Here is a 24,042-nt window from a genome sequence, read left to right as displayed (position 1 = left end):
GAATGCCTTTCTCGCTAGCATCAGCTATCACTATCGTCGTTTGCATAACTCTTCTTTCGGACGAAAGTGACTTTGTGGAAATGCACGCCGTCCTCGCCACGACCACTCTTCCTGCCGATAGGACGATCGCACTCAGCCACCACTGTCTCGCTGAGGGCCCGTTCGGCTGACATGCGCGACCGCCAATTGACGCGCGAGCGAACCCATCTCGTCTGATTTTCAAACTTTTATTCGCGTTTAACATCGGCCTGGAGCAAGGTTCATGATGGACGACACAGGACGCCGGAAGGCCGATAAATGGACGTTCAGCGGCCCCGCGTCCCCCACAACTTCTTTTCAGCAATTGCGGACGACATGCGGCACCGAAGCACCAAAGCAGCATCTACCTCGGGAGGCGTGCCTGGATTTGCGCAACAGGCGCCCTGCGAACAATGTTCCAGACGCTCTGGCTCGATTTATGAAGAGCGAGATTGGCATCGCCCTATCGACGATTCCGGGGATCAACTCATCAAAGGGGACATTCTGATCTCACGCTGGACCGATCTCGAAAATGGGTTTCGCCGGGAAGCCGCGGCGTCTCCATACGATCGACATATCATTCGGATCGCATTAAGGGACTCGCGGTTGAAGCTCGTTCGAGGGCAGCGCCTGATCTTCGATGGCGCAATGTCTGAAGGAACTTTGCATATTACATCTCCCGACCAGCGTATGACCGCTGAGTTTCGCGACCCGTTCGACTTTTTGCACCTATATGTGTCGGACGGCTACTTTCGAGCGCTCCAAGGAGCCCCACTCCGTGGAAAACGCCCCTTAGTGCCGGATCTCGGCGATGTCGTCGTCTCCGATCCGCTGGCAAGGCTCCTTGGGCGTGAATTAATTAGTTGCCACGCAGACGACCCGCGGTACGCCGAGAGCGTCGGCCGCAGTCTAGTCACGCATATCGCAACTTTGGAGCGACCATGTCCACCAGATGTACCTCTTCTGCCCTCGCGCTTGGAACGCGTACAAGAGTACGTCGACGCGCACCTCGACGATCCGCCAACGCTAGCCACATTGGCCGGTGTGGCGGGATTGTCGCAAAGCCATTTCGCTGCGCAGTTTCGAAGAGCGACGGGCAACGGGCTACACGACTACCTTCTCCACAGGCGCATCGAACGCGCGAAGGTGATTCTATCGAGCACCGATATGCCAATCGTGGAGCTCGCTCTCTTCGTCGGCTTCCAGGGGCAGGCGCACTTCTCGACTGTCTTCAAAGCACGCGTGGGTGACACTCCGGCACGCTGGCGACGCAATGCTGCGAACAAGCGATATGAGCCTTCGAAGGTAAGCCACGCGTGAAGTTGGTCGTGAGCACCTGGCCCACTCGAATGCTTGATTTAGGCGATAGGCAGTACGCACAGCCAACCTGCCTCCTCGCTTTCCTGCGAGCGCGACCGGCGCCCCGTTGAGGCCCTGCGGTCCTGTATCGTCGCTGCTCAAAGTCCCCAAACCGGGCGGCTCAGCACCTCAACACCTGGTCCACTTTCGGCGCCGGCTGGTCAACCCGCGTCGCCAACGTCAAGCAGATCGGCCAGGTCTGGCGACCGGCGTGGTCGGGCCGAAGCCGATCGATGCGTACCTCCACCAGGACGAAGCCAAGGCTTACGCTAGCGACGTCGCGCAGCCCGCAGTGGACCCCGGCAATGCCGTCAAGGGCGGCTTCGGCTCGGGCACCGTCGGCACCATGCAGCAATGCGTGAAGCATCAGGTCGAGCCGATACCAGCTTGATTCCAAAACTAGCCTGCTGACGTAGCAGGAGCACCTGACGAAGATTGCAGAAGGAATCGCCCTCGGATTTTTGCTGGCAACGTCGTCGCTAATTGCCTGACAGTTCGGACGGCCGCGAATTATACGAGCGCCCCTTCTTGATGACGCGGGCTGACCAGGGGCCTTTGACGGCTCCGGTCAGATATCGCAGCCATGGCAGTTCTCCTCCAGCGCGCTGGAGTTTCATCCGTGAAACGCTTGAAAACAGTTGAGAAATGCGATTGCTCTTGAAAGCCCACGGCTAGGGCCACTTCAACGAGCGGCAGATTGGTGCCCGAGAGAAGCTCTTTGGCATGGTCAATTCGCCGGTGAAGCACATAATGATGCGGTGGGTAGCCGGTAGCCACCCGAAACTGTGCCGCGAAATACATCCGCGATAGGCCAGCCGCCTCGGCGAGATCGGCGAGGCCGATGGATTCCGCGAGATGCTCATCGACGTATTCGCGGACACGCTTGAGGCGCCAGTTAGGTAGAGCATTTTCAGCTTTTCGCGCGTTCCCTAACCGCGCAATGTGCATTGTCAATGTCTGGCAAAAACAATCCGCATAAGCGCCATCACTTGCCGCGGCATTCGCGATCAGCGTTTGGCCAAGCAATTCCGCTAGTGGATCGCGAATGACGAGGTCGTTCAATACCCCCAATGTCCGACTGAGACCAGCCTGCTCCCGGCATTTACGAAGATAACCGGACGATACATGCAAATGCAGAAAATCGCAGGGATCTCGAAATTCAGCAACCAAGGCCTTGCCCGGTCCTGCGATGTGTATCGTCCCCGCTAGCATTGGTCCGTCGAACACTGTCAACGAATCTCTCGTAATTTTGACATGTGTTGGCTTGAGGGCGACCGAGATCACATGCCGGAGAGATAACGGCGCCCGCACCTGTCGGCATACCGCGCGAATATCGGTCCAGCGCGAGACGACAATATCGGCATCGATCCGGGGGTCGCTTTCAACGTCAGGAAGACAACGCCAACTTCTCTCAGCGCGGAGGCGAAAGCGGTCTTTCCGGTAGAGCAATAGTTCCGTGGCGGACGGAACTGCAGTCGGCAGGCTGTAGCTGTCTTTGAATGCGCACGCGTGCATTGATGTCTCCCATCAGACAAGGTCGCTTTTGGCAGTTGCCATAGCACGCAGCATAGGATTTGCTTCGCAAAGAGGCCCGTAATTGCTCGTTAACCTCCGAAAAAACTTGTTGCTTGCATCTTCCGGCTCGGCGGCAAGCCGTGTCCTCCTTCCCACGCCCACACAATATTTGGTTCGGCGACGAAGCGGCCATACGCTCGACCCGATCGGTCACGTCCGAGCGTATTGCTACAGTTCCAACTCGTGCCGCCGAAGTGCCGTGGCCGAGCGCAGACTCGATCGCACTGAAACGCGCACAACGCGGCCCATTCTTGCCAGTAGCTTGATTTTATGAACGTTCAGCGGCAGCTGGTCCCAGACTGGGATATGCCGGCAGATTGGTCGGTGGATCGACGCGATCGAGACGCGCTTACCGATCGTCTAGTGTGTCACCGAAGCCAATCCAGCTCTTTCCGTTGAAGCGACGCAGCTGCGATTGTTGGAACGGCAAGTAATCCTCATGGCTGGTCGTTACCGTTATTCCGGGTAACAGTAGCGGCAGCGCAATCTCACGAAGTGATGCGGCCTGGCGCATGATGTTTTCACGACTGAGATCCTTCCCGCACGCTTGCAGAACTCTCGTCAAAAGTCCCGCATAATGATAGCCCGCGGAATAGTTGGAATTGTTTAGGTCTGCCCCGGGCAGGTATTTCTTCATGAATTCCAGGAAGTCCTTCACACCGGCGTCACCGGCCCATTGAGGATCGATCGTGTCCTTCTGATTGCTCGACGAAATCAACCCAATCGCATTTTCGAGACCCGCTGGCTCGAGAAACGAGATCGAGGAGGCCGACGCCGGAACAAAGAAGGCGTCCGGCTTCCAGCCGAGTTCGGCCACTCCTTTGATGAGCTGCGACGTGAATTTTCCGATCGTGACGCCGAACAACACATTAGCGCCAGATGCCTTCAACGTCGCCAATTGAGAGCTAATCGTTGGCGCGCTCGTCTCGTATTTTTCTTCGGCGACGATTGCGGCTTTTGCTTCGTTTCCCAGGCCCCGTTTGAAACCCGTCACATAGTCGCGGCCAAAATCGTCGTTCTGTGACAGTATTGCGATCTTGGCGTGAGGTATGTTCTGCAGGATGTGCTTGGCGTATATGGCCCCCTCGGTTTCGTAGGCGAGCATTCCTGGCATGGTCCATGGAGAATTTCTTGGGTCAGCCCATTTCGTGGCCCCACTGAGCACGAACAGCTGCGGAATGCCCTTCGCATTGAGGTAACGATGAACTGCACTGTTGGTCGCAGTTCCTAGCGAGCCGAACATCAACAACACCCCCTCCTGCTCCACCAATCTACGCGTCTGCTCGACGGTTTTGGGAGGAGAGTAGGCATCGTCCACGCTGATGAATTTTACCCTTCGGCCGTTGATGCCGCCCTCCGCGTTGATTTTGGCGAAGTAGGCTTCTTGGACCCGACCAATGATACCAAAGCTGGATAGCGGCCCACTATACGGTAGCGTTTGGCCGATGCGGATCTCGCCCATGACGCTGTCTGCTAGCCCGAGGGAGCTGCCGTAGACCAAAAATACAAAGGCCAATGCCGCTCGAAATAATGTCATTGCTGCCTCTTACTTTCCATGTGTGGCGACCTGCCCCCGGCACGCACAATTCGTTGCAGTCCACCCACGCAACTCGCCAGATCCGCTCAGACTAATCTAACCTGTCCAATACTGCCTTGCAGTCTTTCAGATCGGTCGTTTCAAAACCTTCGGTAAACCTACTATAGATCGGGGCAAGTATAGCTCGAGCATCGTCGATACGACGTTGAATAGCTCGCAATCTGGCCGCGTTTGTCGCCGCCCGCAGTTCCCAAGCCAAAGCAGACTGCCCGCCCGCAACCGCGAGTGCGCGCAGATAAAGGGCCTCGGCTTGGGACAAATCTGTTTGCCGAGCGGCCATGACGATAGTCCCCTTGATCCTCAGGAACTCCGGTAGAAAGAGCAGTTGCCCGTTTCTTTCAATGCGGGCGATGGCTTCGTCGATTTGTCTGAGCGCCTCCTCATATTGGCCCAGTATCCGCAACCCTTCTGCGGAAGCGGCGAGGAACGCAGGGTTGTGCAACTCATACCTGCCAACATGCAGGGTTTCGATAGCATCACGCACCATGCCGACCCCTTCTTTGGCCTGACCACGATTAATCAGCAGAGTCCCCCTAAGACCAATGCCGATCGCTTCGTAAGGCCCAAGAGAATGCTTTCTGGCGTGAGCGAGGAGACGGCCAATCATATCCGCCGCGTCCGCCTGATTGCCAAGTCTAAGAGATGTGAAACTCGTAAAAATCAGGCAAATGCAGAATGTTGACGGGTCCCTCAGAGTTGCGCCCTCCTTGATTATATCCCTGCCGATCCTCATGGCCTGATCCGGAAAGCCACGCACCCAGAGAACGGATCCCAAACCACATCGCGTACGCGCTTGGATGTCACGATCAAAAGCAACATTGGTCCCGTACGATCGAGAACTATCGCCTTTTGGCATTGGCGCCCCCCAATTCGTCTGTGCGCTTTTGCAGTCTCCCGCGAAGTAGTGGGAAAACCCCAGCGTCCAATTCGCTATCGCGACACTCGAGCTATCGCCAAGACTTGCGGCGACGTCCTCGCTCTGCTGCGCAAGGGCGAAGGCTTCGTGGCAGTCTCCTATCCTCTGATGGAATACATGCAGCTTTTCGAGAAGCCGCAGCTGATTCCGCAAATCTCCGAGCTCTTCGGCGAGTTTCAACCCTCTTAAAAGAGCGCCTCGTGCTTCGTCGCTGTTTCCCGTGGCAAACATTAGTGAAAGTCCAAGTGCTGATCGCAACTCCATCTCGCGAGCGCTCCCGCGATCCGATTCATCGAACGCGGTGATCGAGCGCTCGGCCCAACGACGACATTCAGTTAATAGTGACATCTCCAAGAACAACCGCACTGTCGCAGCCGCGAGTGCAATGCCAACCCGAATGTCACCGGGGTCAGAGAAACACCATTCGAGCCCTGCCCGCACATTATCGAGATGCTCGGCGTACGCTGAAAGGCCTTCGACCCCGGACGATGTGTGGTCGATTCGCTCAAAAATCCGTTTGTAATAGCTCGCGTGACGCCGTTTGATGTAGTCTAGTTCTCCGCTCCCAGCGAGCTTTCCCAAGCCATAAGCTCGGGTGGTGTCGAGCAATCGGTAGCGCGCCGCTTTGTTGTCGCCATCCGTCGCGAGGAGCGATTTTCCGATTAAGCTGGCAATTCCGGTGACGACTTGCGCGTCATCCAGGTCAATTCCAACAGCGATCGAGCGAGCCGCTTCGAGAGTAAAATTGCCCGCGAAGACCGAGAGCCTGCGAAGAATCAAGCGCTCAGATTCTGAAAGCAGGTCGTAGCTCCAGTCCAGGGTTGCGCTTAGGGTCTGATGCCTCGCGAGCGCGGTGCGCTTACCTTCGCCAAGGAGGTTAAGGCGGTCGTTCAACAGTGCCGCCGTTTCCCGAATGCCATAAGCATCGACGCGGCCGGCGGCGAGCTCAATGGCGAGGGCAATTCCGTCTAGTCGACGGCAAATATCACCAACTATCGAGGCATCGGCATCGTGCAGTTGGAAATACTGCCGCCCAACGGCGGCTCGTTCCACAAAAAGCTGCACCGCCGGAAAGGCGAGTGCCCGCGCCGCTGTGAGGTCGGCATCTCCTGGCGGGCTACCCAGAGCTGCCAGCGAATAGACATACTCGCCCTCAACCCTTAGCGATTCCCGACTTGTTGCGAGGATATGCACCTGCGGCGCGCTCGCGAAGATCTCTTCGGCTATTGCTGCGGCGGTCCCGATCACGTGCTCGCAGCTATCGAAGATCAATAGGCCCCGTTTGTCTCGAAGGAAATTCACAAGTCCCTTGCTGGGATCAGTGAAGCGAACCCCGAGTCTTAATGCCGAAGCTATCGCACTGGCCACCAGAGACGGCTCATTCAGAGGACCGAGGTCGGCAAAGCATACGGCACCTGCAAACTCTTCGAACAATCCGTGAGCCACCGAGACAGCAACAGTTGTTTTTCCTATGCCGCCCGGGCCGACCATCGTCACAAAGCGTCGCTCCGACAACTGACCTGATATCTCGTGGACCACTTCATCGCGACCAATCATTCGGGTCAAACGAGGCGGCAACTTTCGAGCGATGAATGAGGCTGGGTTGTGCGGAGCGTCGGCTTGCAGCGGCCCCGAGCGAGAGATTGGCGCCACGAAGCAATAGCCCTGGCCCGGAATTGTTGCCACATAGCGCGCTCCGGCGTCTCCTTCGCCGAGCGCCTTACGGAGCATGGCAACTTGAACACGAAGGTTTACTTCATCGATCGTGACGCCGGGCCATACTTGAGCGATCAAATCCTTCTTGCCGACCACTTTCCCAGCGTGCTCGACCAGAACGGCCAGAATTTCGAAGGCTCGGACCCCAACCTCAATCGGAACGCCCTCCTTTTCCAGAATTCTCCGCGAACCGGACAAACGGAAAGGACCAAACAAAATCTCTTGATCTGCCTTTGGATTTTTGCGGTCGATCATCTCAACACATTGCCGATCCGAACAGGTCGATCAACGTACGATCGTCAGCCTCCCAACGACACCCTGCCGCGTTCAAAACCATTACGGAGTTGATACTTCTGGGCCAACCGGCACTTTACGGCTGTTTGAGCACCCTCGTCGAGGGGCGCCGATTTCCTATTTAAAACCTCTGCCTTCGCACTTTCCGGAGATCGAATAAGGTTCTCTTGTGCGATGCACAAGATACAGCGTGGACGGAGTAAATGGCCCGTCATCGGAATGGTATGATTGCGACACGCACTCGCTCTGCGCCGAATAAAGGCGCCGCCTGCGATCCGATTGATCCAACTAGGGTGTCGGACTCGTTCAGCAACGTCAGCAAAGAGCGAGGTCCGAAAAATAACCGACTGCTTTGCGTGGGGTGATCCGATGAGTTCCAGTGCAGATCTTTCGACAATTCTAAACCGCATTCTTGATACGGCGGCGGATAATCTCAGGATCGCCAAGATTCTCGTTCAAATGGGGCTTGATCCCAACAATATCACTTACGACGCACTGTTTGATCGGCTGCTAGAAATTGTGTTGGCCAATATCACGCTCGCCAACATGTTTGCCTTGGTCGGCGCAATCTTCTTTGTCGCTACTTTGTTGATGCAGAGAATGGTGCCGCTGCGGGTCGCGAATATGGTCGGGTGTGCATTCTTCGCAACCTCTGGCGCGCTTTCCGGAAGCGTCGCCACCTTTCTGCTTTATCTGCTGTTGCTGCCGGTCAATGCCGTTCGTCTCCGCCAACTGCTCAGGCTCGTTAAGAAGGCACGTAACGCGACGCAAGGTGACATGTCGATGGAGTGGATCAAGCCGTTCATGACCGAACGCAAATATCGCCGCGGCGATACCCTATTCAAGATTCATGACACCGCCAACGAAATGTTCTTGACCGTGACGGGCAATTTTCTGGTCAAAGAGATCAACGTCGAGATCCCGCCCGGACGCCTCATGGGAGAACTTGGCTTCCTTACGCCCAATAACTGGCGAACCGGAACGGTCGAGTGCATAGAAGACGGACAAGTCCTGACTATAACTTATGAAAGGCTGCTTGAAATCTACTTTCAAAGTAATCAGCAATTCGGCTACTACATCCTCCTCCTCACCAGTCAGCGTCTGCTGGAAAACAACCAGCGCCTCCAGGAAAACATCGCGCGGCTGGAAGCAACTCTCGCACAGGAGAAGGCGGCGCGAGAGACGGCGGCCGCGCGTGGCATAGCTTAAAACCTTGGCCTTACTGCTCCACCATTGGTGGCACGACTGTCACGCAGTGCGGGTCTCGCGAGGCAGAGATGTCCGCTATGGGGTCATTAGCGGAAGTGGCGGCTTCCCTTTGCTATATCTGGTCTGCCCCCGAAAGCAGACATCCAGCGATCGGTTGAACTCGCCGTCAAAAGCGGCGGTCACCCCGCCTAAGCCGACTTCCGCCGCTGGCCCGACACGGGTTTCTTCGCCGCTACTTCCTTCACCGGCTTCTTGCCTTGGATCGTCATCAGCATCTCTTTTTGGCCCGCCGCCGCCTTGCGCGGCTTCTCGGCGGGCTTTGCTGCCTTCGCCGGCGCAGCCTCCCGACCGACGCTCTGCCGCAGCGCCTCCATCAGATCGACCACGTTTTCGCCTTTGGGCCGTTCCTTCGGGCGAATGGTCTTGCCTGCGCGCTTCTGGTTGATCAGGTCGACCAGCGCGGTCTCGTAATGATCCTCGAATTTCTCGGGGTCGAACGTGCCCGTCTTCTGGTTGACGATGTGCCTTGCGAGGTCGAGCATGTCCTTGGTGACTTTGACGTCCTGGATCTCGTCAAAGTACTCCTGCTCGGAGCGGACCTCGTAGGGGTAGCGCAGCAGCGTACCGACGAGACCCTTCTCCAACGGCTCGAGCGCGATAATGTGTTCGCGGTTGGTGAGAACCACGCGGCCGATCGCCACCTTGTCCATCTCCCGGATGGTCTCCCTGATCACCGCGAAGGCGTCGTGACCGACCTTGCCGTCGGGACGCAGGTAGTACGGACGGATCAGATAGCGCGGGTCGATGTCTGCCTTGTCGACGAACTCGTCGATCTCGATGGTCCGCGTCGACTCCAGCGCTAGCTCCTCGAGCTCCTCCTTGGTGACCTCGATGTACTGTCCTTTGTCGAGTTCGTAGCCCTTGACGATGTCCTCGTTCGCGACCTCGTCACCGGTATCGGCGTCGACCTTCACGTACTTGATCCGGTGACCGGTCGCTCGATTGAGCTGATTGAACGAGATCTTTTCGGATTCCGATGTCGCCGGGTAGAGAGCCACCGGACAGGTGACGAGCGACAGACGCAAGAAGCCTTTCCAGTTGGCTCTCGGGGCCATGTTACGCAGAACTCCAGTTCGGGACGGCTCGGATTCAAGACGAACGACAGGGCATGGTTCCGACAGCATGGACGGGCCCACCAGAGGATATTTTTCATGCCGGCTATCGACTCTTTTGTTCCTGTTATGTTCTATTGAAGCATGACGGACCGACCCGTGAGCTGGCGCATGCCGAACCCGAAGGAGATGGATAAGATGGCCGCTTTCGTCGGTAGAAACGTGCCTCGGGAGCCCGGATTGGCTCCGGAAGCTGATCTGCCGCCGGAATACTGGCAGGCGCTTCTGGACGACCCTCGCGCAGAGAGCAGGTCGGGCCCATCTGGAGGGGCGCTGCGGTTGAGCCAGATTCCTCAACATATTCTGAGGGTGGGGTGCCGGCGCTGCGCCAGGGTCGTCGAGATTCAGAAGGTCGATGCCGTCCGCCTTTATGGTCGGGAGGCGCTCTGGAAGGATGTCGGACGGCGGCTCTTGGACAATACCTGCACGCAGCGGACCGGGCGCCACGAGGAAGATGGCTGCTGGCCTGCGTTCGAGTAGTCGCCGGCGCGGCCGGAACTGGATGCTGCCATGGCACCGAAACATCACCCGACGCCCCTCAGCGGCGGCGACCGCAAGGCGCTCACCAAGGAATTGGGGAGGGCGCGCACGATGACGACGATTCTCGCGGGCCAGTCTGCCGAAGCCCGCGCCAAGGGCGAGATCCTCATCCGACAAGCCGACAAGCTGCTCTGCGAATCGTGGAATGAGAAAATATGGGCCGAAGGAGGACCGATCGACCCATCGCCGACCGTCGATCAGGCCATCAACGGCGGTTACGCCTGGCTTGAGATCGAGTGCTCGCGGTGCAAAACCCGGCGAGACGTCGACCTAGCGGCGCTGCGCCATCCACCGACCACATTCGTCCATGACTTGGCGAGCCGCCTCCGCTGCAGCAAATGTAGCAAAGCAGGTCGCCGGCCTTCAGCTACCCTTCTGCAACTCGCATCGCGCTCCCGCCTGGCCGTTCCGGAGACCTGACTGTGTGCAATCTCTATTCGATGACCAAAAACGTAGATGCGATCCGCCGCTTGTTCGGGGCGCTGAACAGCCGCGTCGGAAACCTGCCGTCGATGACGGGCATCTTTCCGGACTACCCAGCGCCGATCGTTCGCAACGGGGCCGAGGGACGCGAGCTCGTCATGGCACGTTGGGGCATGCCTTCTTCGGCGCAGGCGCTCATGGATGCGACCAGGAAACGCGCAGAGAAACTTGAAGCCAAGGGCAAGACGGTAGACTTCAAGGAGCTGCTGCGGCTGGAGCCGGACAGTGGCACGACCAACATCCGCAACACCAGCAGCAAGCATTGGAAGCGATGGCTCGGGCCAGACAATCGCTGTCTGGTGCCGTTCACCAGCTTCAGCGAATACGACACCATCGACGGCGAGAAGGCGCCAGTGTGGTTTGCTCCGGATGAGAGCCGCCCGCTGCTCGCGTTCGGAGGCATCTGGACGAACTGGACTTCAGTGCGAAAGGTCAAGGAAGGCGAGACAACCAACGACCTCGATGGATTTCTCACCACCGAGCCAAACGCCGAGGTATACGCCGCCCACCCGAAAGCGATGCCCGTTGTTTTGACCACGCCGGGTGAAGTTGAGACTTGGATGAAGGCGCCTTGGGATGAAGCCAAAGAACTTCAGCGTCCGCTTGCAGACGGCGCGTTGCGAATCGTGGCACGTGGCGTGAAAGAAGATTTGGCCGCAATATAAAACTCGTCGGGGAACGTCCCAACGCCGGACCCAAGGCCGCCGCGCGGAAGCTCCTCGAGCTCGCCGCCATAAGCTAACCTCTCGCCGGGAAACGGACCGCGCATGGGAGGGTCCGCGCAGGTCCAGAGAGGCATGGCAGAGATCCAGAAATGAGCGCGAGGCATTAGCGAGGTGACGTCGTTGCACTCTAATCGCCAAGGTCGGCGGAACTAACATGATGGGCACAGGTTATTTTCCAGTCCGCTCCGGCCATCGGCGGGCCATGTCCGCTTGCGCGAGACTCTATTCGATCGGCAGCTTCACGCTCGGCCTCTCTATGATATCGCGCTCCCCTTCCCGCATCTGGCCCCTCTACGCCGTCAACTTTTTCATGGCCGACATGCAGTCGGGCATCGGGCCGTTCGTGGGCGTATTCCTGCAGGAGCGTGGTTGGGCCACCGGATTGATCGGCACCGCGATGACGATCGGCAATGTCGCGGGCATGCTGGTAACGACACCGATCGGCGGCTTCATCGATTCTAGCCGCAACAAGCGGCTGTGGGTCGTCATCCCCGGCATCTGTGTCGTTCTGGCATCCGCAATCATCCTGATCTCACAGAATTTCTGGGCGGTGACGTTCTCGCAGGTTGCGCAATCGCTGGCGAGTGCCGCGATTGTGCCGGCAGTAACCGGCATCACGCTCGGCATCGCTAATCAAAAAGGCTTTAATGCGCTGAACGGACGCAACCAGGCATTCAACCATGCCGGCAACATGGTCGGCGCGGCGCTGTCGGGCTATCTCGGTTACAAATTCGGCTACGTGACCGTGTTCGTACTCGCCGCGATTTTTGGCGCCATCGCGGTGGCTTGCGTATTGATGATCCCGGCCAAGGCGATCGACGATCGCGCCGCGCGCGGCGGCAAGGAGGACGATCCGGATAGCCCGCCGAGTGGTCTGTCCATCCTGTTCAAGCACAAGCCGCTGCTCGTGCTTGCGCTGGCGCTCGCAATCTTCCATCTCGGCAACGCCGCGATCGTCCCGCTCTATGGCCTTGCGGCCGTCGCAGAAGCACAGGCCGACGGTCCGAGCTTCGTAGCAATCACGGTGGTGATCGCGCAGGGCGTGATGATCGCGACATCGCTAGTCGGCATGCAAGTCGCGGGCAAGCGCAACTACTGGCCAGTGCTGCTGGTCTCTTTCACGATGCTGCCTGTTCGCGGCGTGCTCGCTTTCTTCGTCATGGGATGGTGGGGTGTTGTACCAATGCAGGTGCTCGACGGCATCGGGACCGGACTGCAGACTGTCGCTGTCCCGGGCATGGTCGCGCGCTCGCTCAACGGCAGTGGCCGCATCAATCTCGGCCAGGGAGCCGTGATCACCGTGCAGGGGATCGGCGCAAGCCTCAGTCCCGCACTCGGCGGCTGGATCGCGCAATGGATCGGCTACGGCCCGACCTTCCTGCTGCTCGGCTGCTTTGGGCTGGTGTCAGTCGCGCTGTGGCTGGTGTTTAGCCCGGCCGTCAAGAATTATTAGGGATTGTCATGACGAGGAGCGCGCGACGAAGCCGTCCAGACTGCCTAAGCGAAGGGCTTCTGAGCAAGTCGTGCCTGCGCATTAAATAGGTTTCCCGGTGTGACCTAGCTGACATTGCGCTGCGACCGAGCTGCGGTAGGTTGTTGATCACCGGGGATGGCTGCATATTTCACTTAGATCATTTCACCCGATTTTTTTCGAGAATGAGGTCGCAGCAGTCCCCCTGGTGCGGCCTTCGTTCTAGCACCCCAGCCGCCACACTATTTTCATTTTTTGTCGGAATCAAAATGGTGTCGTTGCTTCATTTTTGAGGACCGCATTCATGACAAAGGAAAATTGCTTAGTCGTTCACGCGGCTGGAAAACAGTTGGATTTGCTGCGCGGAGAAGCTGCTCGCATTGCGAAGGGCACCAAATTGGGTGGTGGACCGATCGCGCAGACATCGGCACTCGCTTCTGCTTTGAGGATGCAAAGGCGAAGGAAGCCTTTGCGTTGACCTGCGACAATTTCGGCATTCGGTACCAGGACGGCTAGCTTAAAAGATGCCTGCGTCGGCCCTACTTCAACGTAATGCTATCGACCCGCTGGCATGGTCGACACAAGTAAGCGTGTACTGCGGGCAGGCTAGCAATCTTCGGAAGTGTAGCGAGATACACCATCGGTCGCCTACATTCTTGGCAGATGAGGATAGGCGGATTGTCCTTGTTGCGGCGGCCCGTCATTTCCTCGCTCACTTCAGAGCGCGGCAACATAGTTCTGGATGACGCCGAGCACACCTCCGTTGAAATACCGAAGCCTATCGAAATTCGGCAAGTTCAACGTGAGGCCCTTCGCGCAAGACGGAGGACGTTCACGAGACGTAAAGCACGCGCGCTAACATCGCGGCGGCATTGTTCACAAGTGGACCATGCGTGGGAATGGATGCAGCTTACCCTCGCTGAGCGTCGGTTGGATTCGCCTCCGTTCCGAAGCTCAAGCGGCCTCAGCTATCCCCCTTCCAAAGCTGAGGTCGCTTGCTCCGTCCGAATTGCGACACCAGAACTTCGGACGAGAGTCGATCCACGCGGGAATTTAGGCGTTACTGCGGCTTTGCCGGCTGCTGGTTCTCGGGCCGGACCGTCTTGTTGCTGTCTGGCATTTTGTCTCGACCCTGATCTCCATTGTCGTCTTTGCCGCCAGAAGTGGACGTACCACTTCCGCTACTCGAACCAGGTGACATGCCGGTGGTGCCACGCGGGTCTCTGCTCGGCGCCGTCGAGCTGGCTGCGGGATCACCATTGACCGCACCACGTCCGCTTGGTGAGCCGGCGGGCTGCGCCGACGCAGCAGCAATAGAGACAACCAAACCGGTTGCTAATAGTAGGATTAGTTTCACGGCAAACTCCCAGGGTTGTCGCGCTTAACCCGCAGGAAGTCCGATCCGTTCCAAAGACCCAAGCCGGCGCAAGCTGAAGAGGGATCAATGACCGTCTTCGTCTACGTGAACACCGCCAAACAGGTCGGCGACGTCGACCAAATCAAGGTCTTCGCCAGTGTCGATGCCGCAGAAACGGTTCGAGGAGAATGACCCCTAAGGGGTGGCATTTGAGTACGACGTGATAGGGCTGCCGGCGTCGTTCGTTCTCGCAGACGCAAACACTCCCAGCGCTTACGCACCGGAAGCGTTTTTCCAATCAACGAATTGGTTCTTGCAAAGTAGATCCGTACGCGCCACGCCACACTGCGCGAGCCCTCTCATGAACGCCGCGATGGAGAGCCTTTTCCGAGAGTCCGAGAGCATCCAAGCGCAATCGGCCTTTGGCTATCTCAGGCCAGTTGAGTTCGGGCGCACGTTGGGAATTATCTCAACCGGGTATACGTCAACCGGAAGCGGCACATTGCTGGGTCTCCAATACGACGCGGTGAGGAGCAGCAAAAAAGTCATGCACACTATTCGCGTTCGGCGCTAGCAGCCGATGGGGCGAATGCTTTGGCCGCATCAGCATGCGAAGCTTTCTCAGCTCGCCGCTCGTAGTCGTCGGCAAGGGCCTTAAGCTGACCCGCAATCGCTGAGTCGGTCATGGTTTGGGCGGCGCGGAGCAAAGTCCGCGCTGTCTCTAAATATGCCTTGCCTCGTTGTGAGATCTGGACCATCACAAAGCCCTCGCGCGGTGCTCTGGCAGCTGGTTGAAGGTGCCCCGGAGCCAGCGGACCCAATTGCGGTCACTTTCCTTGCGAGCTCTGAAGCGATCGACGCACTTCTTGGAACAAAGAGCTGTTCGCCACGAGTAGTGCCGGACGAGACCAAACTTGCCTTCACAAACTGCGCATCGCGCGGCACGGCCAGATTTAATGATTTCGGAGCAGTTGAGCATTGTAGTCTCCTCTTGGCTTTATCGCAGCTATTCGTCGATCATCCTTTTTCACTGTCGCACTTGATGAGCCTGCGCGCCTTTCCAACGCATGCAGCCTAAGACGATTACGATCAGCCGCTCAATTGAATGTAGGTAACCGTCCGGCATCCAATGGGGGTGACGGAACGATACGAAGGTCTAGGGCGCTCCCCCTTAAAGCCGACCACTTCCGCAATGGATCTTGGTTGTGTAAAAACGCCTTCGCGGAAGTCGGTGAGAAGCCAGCACCGGCTCAGTCTCAGCCCACGATCGTAGCCATCAGTGGCCCCGGCGATGTTCATGACCCGCGTGAGATTATAGGCCAGGACCGATTGCGAATCCCTGCTCTGTGCCAAGCGCTCGGAACTACAAGCCGGAGCAAGAGTTCGTCCCGGCAGGAGCCTTTTCTAATGCTGATGACGGAGTAACAACCGCCAACGATCCTCGCGCTGGAAGGATGGACGCAAAGTATCCTTCAGGAGACCGGCGCTATCCGCGAGTGTGAGGAACACGGCTGGGCGCAGGATCGCGCTGATCCCCACGCGCGCGAACGCGCCTTCGATATTGCGAGGCAGGATCCACCGCCCGGCATCTCGCCGCAAGCGGCGGTCGCCGCAGTCTGCGACTGTTATTGAGGGCATAGGCGATACATGTCCGGAGTGCGACTAAGCGGCCTGCGCCGCTTCCGCTGAGATACCGTCATCGCGCTTTTTGTTAATGAGATTCAATAACCGGGCCGCCGCCCGAGCGTCGCACAGCGCGCGATGGTGATCTTCGAGCTCGATATCGTAGATCGCGCACAACTTTCCGAGGCCATACGATTTGTGCCCGGGATAACGACGCCGCATTCCCGCGCAAGTGCACAGCTTCGGAAAGCGGAAACGCCGTTCGAGCCGAACGTACTCGTACGACAGGAAGCCATAGTCGAAGCTCACGTTGTGGGTGACGAAGATGCCGTCACCCATGAACGCCATAACACTGTCCGCGACTTCGTGGAACACGGGCGCATCCCGAACCATCTGGTTGGTGATGCCGGTCAGTTCGACGATCTTCGCAGGGATTGGCCGCTGCGGATTGACAAGAGATTGCCACTCGTCGACCACCTGATGGTTACGGACCTTGACCGCTCCGATTTCGGTGATGCGATCACCGGACGACCAGGCTCCCGTGGTCTCGATGTCGACGACCACGTAGTCCTGCTCCGGGTCGAACCGATAGTCCACGCGGCCGATCTCGGCCGGTATGCCGCTGGTTGCGGCGGATGGCGTCGCCCTCCGCCATGACCTCGACGAAGGACACACTGCCGTCGCGCACGTGTATCAGGTCGGGGAAGCCATCCCGCATGCCGCGGAAGTCGTCGCACATCGCCCGAATAATCTCGGCCAAGCCGTCCGCGCCGGCGCCTTCGACCAAGGCACGCAGTGCGCCCATCTGCACGTGGTCCCAAGCGAAGATTCCGTTGGGCCGGCCCCATCTGGTGGTGACGCTCCGCACGAGGATCGGAAGCGCATATCTGGACCTGACCGCCGCGAGCTTAGCGTCGATCTGTGAGGCGAACCGTCGATGGAAGGTCCGGTCGTGAAGGCAATGTGGGACCCAATCGAAACTCTGTGAAGCTGGCCGGATTCGAAAAGCTCATCCCAGAACAGCAAGCCGAACGGCGTGTGCCGAAGCGTGTTTTAGACGCTCCTGCCCCTCAAGCTTCGGCGATTCACGGAATTCGCTACGCCTCGATTGCGCAAATCACTGACGGCTGACTTGGCCAAGCTCTCCGCGCCAAAGACCAGCGCGAAAACGACGAAATTGCCCCTCACCCGCGAGCGATCATCCGTGCATAAGGCTGCGGTGGAGGACGCCGCCGCGCAGGGGATCTCGCTCGAAGTGGTAAAGCTGCCCGAGGCAAAACGCGGATTTTTTCTCCTGCCGGGCGATGGGTTTTGAAAAGATCGTTTGCGTGGGCCACGCGATGCCGCAGTCTCGTCAGAGGTTACGAGCAATACCGGCACACGAAGCTGCACCGAAAAAAAGGGGCCCGCCCGTGTTGCCACAAGCGGACCCAAGTTTAGGGAGGAAGCGCCCAAGGAGGGCAGCGATAGCGGCGGGGCCTGGGGACTGACGGCGGCGCTACCGCATGCGCCGCACATAAGAGCATCGCGATCCACGGCTCAATTGAACGTAAGGAAAAGTCAGGCATCCAAAGGGATTGCGGGACCGGCACCAAGGTTTATGACGCTTCACGTCATGCGAGGTACCTCGCGCTTGATAGCGCGCCTGCCCCGGGAGCTGATTGCTTTAGCGATAGAACACAGCCGGCTTCATCAACAAGATATCGATAGCGTCCGCGAGCCCGCGCGCGTGTCTTTGGAAGTTGCGCCGAGCCACTTCCTGATCGATCGATGTCGCTCGGTCGAGGTACGACGTTCCAATCAGTCGCAAGGCTTAAGGTGCGCAGATCCTAAGCCTAGGTATGCTCTTCTCAGCCGAAGTACCATACGGATCAACCTTCTATGCAATGGTTTGGGCCACTTCTCTGTGACTACACTTGGGTACAATCGCGCCGATGTGTCTAACCGCGAGACAAGAGCAAGAGTTCACCGATGAGAGTCGTAGATGCAACCGAGTTGTCAGGTATGTCTCGCAAGACGGCTAAGCCAGCCTCCGACTTCGCCGGCGTCGTTCACAATCTGATCCTGGACGTGCGCGACTGTTACCGGCCCGGGCTGCACGACATGCGTGGCCCCGGCCCTAGACGGCGCGCCAAGCATCAGACCTGGCTGCGACTTCATTCTGAAGCCGTATCGCCGCCCGCTCAGCACCAGCCGCAGCCGATGGATATACACCCTTGCGACGGGGCTAACCCGGCCCGATAGCTGGGCCAAGGTTCCGACGTGTTGCGGGGTTTCCTGTTTGCCCTCTCGCTCTCGATCAATCTGGCGACAATTTCAAGGACAGAATCCTCGGAATTGCTCGCATCCGCGACCTCGCCTCTGCGCTCACGCTTCTCGGGTGGCAACCCGGATGCTGCTCGGCGTTGCCGCCCTTTGCATCGCATTGCTCGGCCTGGCGGCGCTGCTCGGTGGTTCGGCGCGCGCCAGTGTCGTTCTCGAACTACGCAAATTGCCAATGAAGTTTAGCTGGGTCGCTTGCCAGTCGAATTGCGGAGGCTGGGTCAGCGCGATCGGCATCGCGACGGCCGATACTCCGAGGATTTTCGATGAATTCGCGCGCGACCGACTGCTTTGCGGTACGACGATGTGCTCAATTCCAGCGGCGGTTCGGTCAATGAATCGATCGCGCTCGGACGGCGCTGGCGCGATCTCGGGACGTTTACCACCGTCGGCGTCAGCGTTCAGACCAGCACCGCGCGGAGCGCTCCTTCCAACATGGCGCCTATGGCCTATTGCGAATCGTGCGTGCTCCTACTGCTGTTGAGAAGTCGGCAAATTACTCAAGAAGCAAGAGGTTGATCGTGGAAATTCGACTGGGTACCAGGCGAAGTGATTTGGCCCGCTGGCAAGCCAATCACGTCGCCGATCTTATTCGTAGCGTCGAGCCGACCGCTGAGGTACGAATGGTCTTCGTTAGTTCGGTTGGCGATCAAGATCGACGGTCGGAGTTTCAGCAGATTGGCGGCATCGGAGCATTCACGAAGGCGAGCGAAGACTCGCTTCTGCGCAACGAAGTTGACCTGGTCGTTCACTCCCTCAAAGATCTTCCGACAAAATTGCAGCCCGGCTTGGTATTGGCAGCCGTTCCCAAAAGAGAGGATCCTCGCGACGCGATTTGTGGCGTCACACTAGATCAGCTACGACCGGGACTGCGCGTCGGCACTGGATCAATTCGTCGCAAAGCTCAACTTCTCGCTCTATGCAGTGGTCTGGATATTCGACCCATCCGTGGGAACGTTTCTCCAAGGCTGCGTAAGGCAAAGAACCGAGAGGGAATAGATGCGACTCTATTGGCAGCGGCCGGGTTGTCCCGGCTAGGATTGCTACATGAAGCCTCACAGATTTTAGACCCGCATGTTTTCCCGTATGCGGTCGGCCAAGGCGCTCTCGCGGCCGAAGCTCGCGAGGGGGATACGGCACTCATAGCACTGCTTCAAAAAATCGAAGACCGGCGATCGCGCACCGAAGTGGATGCAGAACGCGCGTTGATGAGAAGCCTCGATGCGGGTTGCAGCCTACCCGTCGGGGTCTCTGCCACATGGCTTGCCGGGACGTTAATGCTTCGAGGACAGGTGACTCATCCGGATGGCCAAACGAAGATTGCCAATGAAAGCGTGGGTCGGGCCGATCAAGCCGACGCAATAGGCAGAAGTCTCGGGCATAAACTTCTTCAGCAAGGTGCGGAGGAGATATTGAAGGCTGCGCCTCGTACCGTGGAGGAGCAAAGGCCAATCTGAATTCGCTACCGGGCATGACGACCTTATGTTCTTGGGAAGCCAGTATAACTGGCAGACCGCCAGACCGCCGCATCCGCTTCAGCGAGACAGCTGCAAGGCGCGAAACCTGCGCCAACCGCCCGAAACGCAAAGCTGTCGGTCGCGTTTTGGCGCCCAGCGCGCGAGCGCTCATCCGCAATTTGTGTCGAGCGCGTCAAGTCGCATCTCGGCTTTAAGCGCATGGCAAACCCCTCACCGCGCCAAGCCGGATGGGTCAAAGCCGCGCAGCGCCCGCAGGGCTTGGCCTTGATGCAGGCGGGTTGGTGTGTCCCGGAAACAAAGCGTAATCCTTAAACCCCCGATCTGTCGGCTTTTAAAGAATGAGGCCATGGTGACGATATGACCTGCCAGCCGCAATTCCGAATCGCGGCCTTTTTACACCAGCGCGACGCCGAGCACATACATGCCGACTAGCAGCGTGAGACCGATTACACTAATGCTGAGGTAGATCTGATCCATGGCGACCTCGGGGAAACGGCGCTATTCAGTGTCTGTCATTCAAGAGACCCTCATCTTACCCGGTCGCTGCTATTCGACCCATCCTATAACCATAGGACCCTTCTGCTCGCGCAATGATCCGAAGGGGAGTTGGGGAAAGATCGACGGGCGTTACGCCTCCGGCCTCTTCTTGCAACTTCCGGTTCGCGGATGCGATTCCGCTGCGATTCTCGGCACCCAGCCATTTAACTATTGCTATCTCAGAACGACAACCGAGGCCATGGCGCACTTGTATCGCCTTATCGTACGGAGGGAGGATCGCATCCCACAATCGGAATGGTCTGATTATACGTTGGTTTGTTCCCAGCCCGCGGACGCAGTGCCCTTGTGAGCAGTGTCAGCAGTTAAGCCTCAGTGTCCTCGGTTTAATTCGTGGGCCTTTTGGATAAATCGGAGGTTGCTAATCCTGTCAGAAGCTGGATCTAATTGGATGCTATGCGCGCGCCTCATATCGCACCGACGGCCAGCTCGATAGGGCGGTGAACAAGGCTTCGACACTAAACCCTTCGTAGGCGCGATCTCCGTTCACTTGCTGATGGACTCCGTCGACATCAGCGAGGTTGCTCTCTCGGAGCCGCTTTCCGGCAGATGCTTTCCGCCCTTGCTTTGAAGACTCGGTGGCTATCTTGAGCGACAAAAAGGTAATTTTGCTCGCCGAGGGCGCACCAACCGTCGGCAAAGCTTGCTAGCCTGAGCGCTTCTCTGCGATGCTTCCGTGTGCTGGCAACCTACTTCGCTGCAAGCTCCCGATATTGTAGCGGCAAACCGAGGCGCTTCCACACATTGACCAATGCTTGAGCGAGCGCGTCAATCAGCGCGTCATCGTGATACGGCGTCGGCGTAATACGCAGCCGCTCGGTGCCGCGCGGGACCGTCGGATAGTTGATCGGCTGGATATAGATGCTGTGCTCGGCGAGCAGGAGCTCGCTCGCTTCCCTGCATTTCTCCGGATCTCCCACCATTACCGGCACAATGTGCGTGTCGGTTGTCATCAGCGGCAGGCCCGCGGCATTCAGTACGGTCTTTACCCGCGAGGCGCGGTTCTGATGGCGGTCGCGCTCCCATTGCGAGGCCTTCAGGTGCCTGATCGCCGTTGTGGCAGCCGCACAGACTGCTGGGGGCAATGCGGTCGTGAAAATGAATCCTGGGGCACAAGAGCGCACCGCATCGATGACATCGGCACTCGCCGCGATGTAACCGCCGAGGCAGCCGAACGCCTTCGCCAGGGTACCCTCGACCACGTCGATGCGGTGCAAGACGCCCTCACGCGCCGCAATGCCCGCGCCGGCCGGTCCGTACATGCCGGCCGAATGGACCTCGTCGATATAGGTCATGGCGCCGTAGCGCTCCGCCAGGTCGCAAATGCGGCTCACCGGCGCGATGTCGGCGTCCATTGAGTAGAGCGCCTCGAATACGATCAGCTTCGGCCGCTCCTGCGCCTCCGCCGCCAGTAATTCCTCGAGGTGGCCAACGTCGTTGTGGCGCCAGATCTTCTTTTCCACGCCGGCGCGCCGCACGCCCTCGATCATCGAATTGTGGTTAAAGGCGTCCGATAGGATCACGCAGTTTGGAAGCAGGCCGGCGATGGTCGCAATGCCGGTTTCGTTAGCGACGTACCCCGAGGTGAAGACTAGCGCCGCTTCCTTGCCGTGCAGGCCGGCGAGCTCGCGTTCCAACTCAACCAGCGGATGGTTGGTGCCGGAAATGTTGCGAGTGCCCCCCGCGCCAGCGCCCATGCGGATGGCGGTTCCTACCATGGCGCCGATCACCCTCGGGTGCTGACCCATGCCGAGATAATCGTTCGAACACCAAATCACGACCGGGCGCGGGCCGTCCGGCGAATGCCATGTTGCGTGGGGGAAATGCCCGGCCATGCGCTCGACGTCGGCAAACACGCGGTAGCGCCGTTCGGCGTGCAGGCGAGCAAGCACCGCGGAGAAGAAATGATCATAGATCATGGAGCAAAATCTCCTTTCCGGTTGTGGTCAACGATTGGGACTTCGCCGATCCACATTTCCCCCATGCCCTTCCGATCCAACACCGTCGCTTATAAGGCCCTGCGAACGGGGCGGCCTGACCCCGGGTGGAAAAGGACCGGCCGCGAAGGCCACGGCGAAGGGAAGGAGCGCCGAGCGCCAGGCACTTAGCAGTGTCGTCTATCTCCGATAAGCAAATTGATAATGCGACAAGGAGCACAGTGCGAGTGAAGTAATCCAAATCTCGGCGAGTGTATGCGCAAATGCATCGAGCACGTTCACTGCGTTAGGTGTTCTGCTTTCCTCCTATGCGCCCCCGCGACCCTGATTTCCGATCATGACGCGCCATCTCGTAAGGCGCTCCGCCGGTTGCTGCTTCATCCATTCCGCTAGTTGCGGCACACCTTCCAAGCAGGACTGCATGGAGATATCAGAGAGGTCGGAGGTGGTGACGGTCTGCTCGTGGAAATTCGTCGGAGTAACTGGACTGCAGAGCACGGCAAAAATCTTGATCACGAGAAAGCCTCGCTACATTGAGCATTGGCGCCACTGGGCCCCAAGAGTTGCGGCCCCTTGTCCCGCTGCTCGCCGATGGGATCGGCAGGCGGGAAAACGCTGTCGCATATCGCGCGCGCTTTTAGAATGAGAAGGATATGCTCGCGCTCGGATTTTGAGACAAGTCGGATAATCTCGCCCATGATCGCTCCCGTGGGATTGTTGACGCCGACGTTGAAGCCACGTAGGTGGTCACGAAGGAACGAGGAACGCGTGACGGTCCGAATATTGGAAGGACAGACCTTTGTCTGGGTCGGCCGAGATCGCTTAAAGAATTCCAGCCTGCACCGCTGGCCGTTCCGCTCCCGTATGCGACCAACCGGTTTCTGCCGATCGAGATGCGCACGCTCATCGACCTTGCGGCGCCGAGGCTGAAGAGAGCCTTCGCGTGTGTGCGTCGCTTTGGTCCAAAGAATCGCCAGGAGCATGGCGACCTCAATTCGGCTTGCCGAGCACGGAAGTGAAGGGCACAACGAAGAGCTCATCGCCCTGGTCGTCGCTGACATGCAGGACCCAGTCACGCCAATCCTCGAAGCTGCGCTCGTTGATGAGTGATTGCACGACACGGGTCGCGTGATCGCGCGCCTCAGCAAGATCGCCCACCAGGGCGCCGCGCCGATCGACGAAAACGTTCTTCACGTTCGAGCAGTGGAAATATACGTGGGTCATGTTCAACCTCCTTCAAATGCGACGGTTCGCCACGATACCTCAGCGTTGCTGGTGTCCTCGACCGCGAGGTGCCAAAGAAGGAATCGGTGCTGTCTTGAAGATTTCAAACCACATCCAGGTCATTATGAGTGGAAATAAGGTCATCTCCGCACCTTGCAGATTGCGCGCTGCCAAGCAGTAGTGAGGCTCAATCCCCACATCTCGTGGCTTAGGAATGCGCCAGCGCACGCCAACAGCTGTGCAATCCGGCCGCCTCGGTCCGAGATAAATCGTAAAAGCCGGCTTCAAATGCGCGCGCGTTTTTGCGTTCTCGGCGACTGTCTGCTGCGAGGCGCTCACAAGAGACGCGCCTCGACCGATGGCTGGAGGGACTCGAACGCCTGCGAGTCGCGGTCGCACGCCGGGCACCCCGCGCCAGTATAGAAGGTAAGGAACAGCGGGCTGTGTCTGAGCAGCGTTTCCGACGCGACC

17 protein-coding genes and 2 pseudogenes are annotated in these 24,042 nt (G+C 58.4%); 10 read left to right on the top strand and 9 right to left on the bottom strand.

What is annotated here, in order from left to right:
* Window positions 1–297: 297 nt before the first annotated feature.
* Window positions 298–1,338 (top strand): AraC family transcriptional regulator, encoded by a 1,041-nt coding sequence (locus tag AB7Z56_RS10685; protein ID WP_084795007.1) that lies wholly within the window; start codon window positions 298–300, stop codon window positions 1,336–1,338.
* A 250-nt stretch (window positions 1,339–1,588) separates the two neighbouring features.
* Entirely contained in the window at window positions 1,589–1,768 is a 180-nt protein-coding gene (locus tag AB7Z56_RS10680) for a hypothetical protein (protein WP_063981723.1), read from the top strand.
* Window positions 1,769–1,887: 119 nt separating this feature from the next.
* Here the strand turns inward: AB7Z56_RS10680 and AB7Z56_RS10675 are convergent, their stop codons facing one another.
* The 3 genes from AB7Z56_RS10675 to AB7Z56_RS10665 all read right to left on the bottom strand — a co-directional run bounded on the left by AB7Z56_RS10675 (window position 1,888) and on the right by AB7Z56_RS10665 (window position 7,436).
* Window positions 1,888–2,892, bottom strand: a complete 1,005-nt coding sequence (locus AB7Z56_RS10675) for a helix-turn-helix domain-containing protein (RefSeq protein ID WP_441256222.1) — start codon at window positions 2,890–2,892, stop codon at window positions 1,888–1,890.
* A gap of 409 nt (window positions 2,893–3,301) precedes the next feature.
* Window positions 3,302–4,489, bottom strand: coding sequence for an ABC transporter substrate-binding protein (locus AB7Z56_RS10670; RefSeq protein WP_063981721.1), 1,188 nt, complete (start codon window positions 4,487–4,489; stop codon window positions 3,302–3,304).
* A 91-nt stretch (window positions 4,490–4,580) separates the two neighbouring features.
* On the bottom strand, window positions 4,581–7,436 hold the full coding sequence (locus AB7Z56_RS10665) for an ATP-binding protein (protein ID WP_441256221.1): 2,856 nt from the start codon (window positions 7,434–7,436) through the stop codon (window positions 4,581–4,583).
* 408 nt (window positions 7,437–7,844) lie between these two features.
* On the opposite strand from AB7Z56_RS10665, the gene AB7Z56_RS10660 reads away from it, so the two are divergent.
* Entirely contained in the window at window positions 7,845–8,684 is an 840-nt protein-coding gene (locus tag AB7Z56_RS10660; protein ID WP_063981719.1) for a Crp/Fnr family transcriptional regulator, read from the top strand.
* Between the two features lie 188 nt (window positions 8,685–8,872).
* Here AB7Z56_RS10660 and ku read toward each other — a convergent pair whose 3' ends face one another.
* Entirely contained in the window at window positions 8,873–9,799 is a 927-nt protein-coding gene (ku, locus tag AB7Z56_RS10655) for a non-homologous end joining protein Ku (protein WP_063981718.1), read from the bottom strand.
* Window positions 9,800–9,967: 168 nt separating this feature from the next.
* On the opposite strand from ku, the gene AB7Z56_RS10650 reads away from it, so the two are divergent.
* From AB7Z56_RS10650 to AB7Z56_RS10630, 5 genes and pseudogenes are all read left to right on the top strand, one after another.
* Complete coding sequence (locus AB7Z56_RS10650) at window positions 9,968–10,336, top strand: hypothetical protein (RefSeq protein ID WP_245328570.1); 369 nt, start codon at window positions 9,968–9,970, stop codon at window positions 10,334–10,336.
* A 30-nt stretch (window positions 10,337–10,366) separates the two neighbouring features.
* Window positions 10,367–10,816, top strand: a complete 450-nt coding sequence (locus AB7Z56_RS10645; RefSeq protein ID WP_063981716.1) for a hypothetical protein — start codon at window positions 10,367–10,369, stop codon at window positions 10,814–10,816.
* A gap of 2 nt (window positions 10,817–10,818) precedes the next feature.
* Complete coding sequence (locus tag AB7Z56_RS10640; RefSeq protein WP_063981715.1) at window positions 10,819–11,544, top strand: SOS response-associated peptidase; 726 nt, start codon at window positions 10,819–10,821, stop codon at window positions 11,542–11,544.
* Window positions 11,545–11,860: 316 nt separating this feature from the next.
* Window positions 11,861–13,057: an MFS transporter gene (locus AB7Z56_RS10635; RefSeq protein WP_063986161.1), complete on the top strand. Its 1,197-nt coding sequence runs from the start codon at window positions 11,861–11,863 to the stop codon at window positions 13,055–13,057.
* Between the two features lie 2,812 nt (window positions 13,058–15,869).
* Window positions 15,870–16,098 (top strand): annotated as a pseudogene (locus tag AB7Z56_RS10630) (hypothetical protein).
* Here the strand turns inward: AB7Z56_RS10630 and AB7Z56_RS10625 are convergent.
* The gene (locus AB7Z56_RS10625; RefSeq protein ID WP_441256220.1) at window positions 16,095–16,652 is read right to left on the bottom strand and encodes a 3'-5' exonuclease; all 558 of its coding nucleotides are present in this window, start codon (window positions 16,650–16,652) and stop codon (window positions 16,095–16,097) included. The pseudogene AB7Z56_RS10630 and the gene AB7Z56_RS10625 sit on opposite strands and share 4 nt — an antisense overlap.
* On the bottom strand, window positions 16,576–16,860 hold the full coding sequence (locus AB7Z56_RS10620) for a VRR-NUC domain-containing protein (RefSeq protein ID WP_354265585.1): 285 nt from the start codon (window positions 16,858–16,860) through the stop codon (window positions 16,576–16,578). The genes AB7Z56_RS10625 and AB7Z56_RS10620 overlap by 77 nt, the downstream gene beginning before the upstream one ends.
* Window positions 16,861–17,283: 423 nt before the next feature.
* Between AB7Z56_RS10620 and AB7Z56_RS10615 the strand changes: the two are divergent.
* Window positions 17,284–17,438: pseudogene (locus tag AB7Z56_RS10615) on the top strand (IS5/IS1182 family transposase); the annotation flags it as partial.
* Window positions 17,439–18,898: 1,460 nt separating this feature from the next.
* Window positions 18,899–19,834 (top strand): hydroxymethylbilane synthase, encoded by a 936-nt coding sequence (gene hemC, locus AB7Z56_RS10610; RefSeq protein ID WP_212102338.1) that lies wholly within the window; start codon window positions 18,899–18,901, stop codon window positions 19,832–19,834.
* A 1,265-nt stretch (window positions 19,835–21,099) separates the two neighbouring features.
* Here the strand turns inward: hemC and hemA are convergent.
* The 3 genes from hemA to AB7Z56_RS10595 all read right to left on the bottom strand — a co-directional run bounded on the left by hemA (window position 21,100) and on the right by AB7Z56_RS10595 (window position 23,571).
* Complete coding sequence (hemA, locus tag AB7Z56_RS10605; protein WP_354265583.1) at window positions 21,100–22,329, bottom strand: 5-aminolevulinate synthase; 1,230 nt, start codon at window positions 22,327–22,329, stop codon at window positions 21,100–21,102.
* 530 nt (window positions 22,330–22,859) lie between these two features.
* Window positions 22,860–23,330: a hypothetical protein gene (locus AB7Z56_RS10600; RefSeq protein ID WP_376707386.1), complete on the bottom strand. Its 471-nt coding sequence runs from the start codon at window positions 23,328–23,330 to the stop codon at window positions 22,860–22,862.
* Window positions 23,331–23,337: 7 nt separating this feature from the next.
* Window positions 23,338–23,571 carry a DUF6894 family protein gene (locus AB7Z56_RS10595; protein WP_212102310.1) on the bottom strand — a complete coding sequence of 78 codons (234 nt, stop codon included), beginning with the start codon at window positions 23,569–23,571 and terminating at the stop codon, window positions 23,338–23,340.
* Between the last annotated feature and the right edge of the window lie 471 nt (window positions 23,572–24,042).

The sequence above is a fragment of the Bradyrhizobium sp. 482_C4_N1_8 genome (assembly GCF_052075965.1).
GTDB lineage: Bacteria > Pseudomonadota > Alphaproteobacteria > Rhizobiales > Xanthobacteraceae > Bradyrhizobium > Bradyrhizobium barranii.
Note: the sequence above shows the minus strand (reverse complement) of the source record. Positions and strands in the feature narration are given on the sequence as shown.

Bases quoted from the DNA above. Each gene is read 5' to 3' on its own strand.
- AB7Z56_RS10685 (WP_084795007.1), top strand. From the start codon at position 298: ATGGACGTTCAGCGGCCCCGCGTCCCCCACAACTTCTTTTCAGCAATT.
- AB7Z56_RS10675 (WP_441256222.1), bottom strand. From the start codon at position 2,892: ATGCACGCGTGCGCATTCAAAGACAGCTACAGCCTGCCGACTGCAGTT.
- AB7Z56_RS10670 (WP_063981721.1), bottom strand. From the start codon at position 4,489: ATGACATTATTTCGAGCGGCATTGGCCTTTGTATTTTTGGTCTACGGC.
- AB7Z56_RS10665 (WP_441256221.1), bottom strand. From the start codon at position 7,436: ATGATCGACCGCAAAAATCCAAAGGCAGATCAAGAGATTTTGTTTGGT.
- AB7Z56_RS10660 (WP_063981719.1), top strand. From the start codon at position 7,845: ATGAGTTCCAGTGCAGATCTTTCGACAATTCTAAACCGCATTCTTGAT.
- ku (WP_063981718.1), bottom strand. From the start codon at position 9,799: ATGGCCCCGAGAGCCAACTGGAAAGGCTTCTTGCGTCTGTCGCTCGTC.
- AB7Z56_RS10650 (WP_245328570.1), top strand. From the start codon at position 9,968: ATGCCGAACCCGAAGGAGATGGATAAGATGGCCGCTTTCGTCGGTAGA.
- AB7Z56_RS10645 (WP_063981716.1), top strand. From the start codon at position 10,367: ATGGCACCGAAACATCACCCGACGCCCCTCAGCGGCGGCGACCGCAAG.
- AB7Z56_RS10635 (WP_063986161.1), top strand. From the start codon at position 11,861: ATGATATCGCGCTCCCCTTCCCGCATCTGGCCCCTCTACGCCGTCAAC.
- AB7Z56_RS10620 (WP_354265585.1), bottom strand. From the start codon at position 16,860: ATGGGCGCACTGCGTGCCTTGGTCGAAGGCGCCGGCGCGGACGGCTTG.
- hemA (WP_354265583.1), bottom strand. From the start codon at position 22,329: ATGATCTATGATCATTTCTTCTCCGCGGTGCTTGCTCGCCTGCACGCC.
- AB7Z56_RS10600 (WP_376707386.1), bottom strand. From the start codon at position 23,330: ATGCTCCTGGCGATTCTTTGGACCAAAGCGACGCACACACGCGAAGGC.
- AB7Z56_RS10595 (WP_212102310.1), bottom strand. From the start codon at position 23,571: ATGACCCACGTATATTTCCACTGCTCGAACGTGAAGAACGTTTTCGTC.